Genomic DNA, 802 nt, shown 5'->3' on the forward strand with positions numbered 1-802 from the left:
GACCCCTGATGAGAACTTTATAGTGGATACCCATCCTAATTATCCACACATTGCTATTGCAGCAGGTTTCTCTGGGCACGGGTTTAAATTCAGTAGTGTTATTGGAGAGATTTTAAGTGACCTTATTATTTCAGGTAAGAGTGAGAATGATATCTCAGTATTTTCTATAAATCGATTTTAATTAAAAATGAGAAGACTTGAAAAAAATATTTTGCCATCGGGATAAAAATACAAAGTCGCAAGTTTAACATGAACCTACATATAGAATGAAAATCCAAGTCGTTGATTCCTTATCATAGGAATCAACGACTTTTTTTAGGAAAAAAAGGCTTAGTATATGTTTTTGCCGGTCTATAAATAATACACCTATATATTATTTTTTCACTTTAATCTATGTACATAATCTTCTGACATCAATGATATTCAAGATTAATGAAAAAATACAAAAACATATGTTAGGTTAGCTAACAATTGTATTGTCGAAATAAAAAAAACATGCTAGAATAAGAATATTCCGAAATATGAAACGTCAATTCCGAATTTCGGAATTTTATGAAATTTAATGAAAGTGAAATACTTATTTTTTTATCTACATATTTATAGGTTTTATTGTTCKAAATTTCTGTAAATAGGAGGAGTGTACAATGAATACAGTTGATTTGAATTGTGATTTAGGAGAGAGCTTTGGTACATATCGAATTGGAAATGATGCAGAGATTTTGGATTATGTAACATCTGTCAATGTTGCTTGTGGATTTCATGCTGGCGATCCGACCGTTATGAGAAAAACGGTTCAACTTGC

At 30.6% G+C, this 802-nt stretch carries 2 protein-coding genes; both read left to right on the top strand.

Annotated elements, in window-relative coordinates:
* The coding region (locus AC1DUW_RS31000; RefSeq protein WP_477644478.1) for an FAD-dependent oxidoreductase at positions 1–181 on the top strand (181 nt) is incomplete at its 5' end.
* 463 nt (positions 182–644) lie between these two features.
* Positions 645–802 (top strand): LamB/YcsF family protein (locus tag AC1DUW_RS31005; RefSeq protein ID WP_477644479.1); only part of this gene is annotated, 158 nt, incomplete at its 3' end.

The organism is Peribacillus sp. P4_C12, from assembly GCF_056402095.1.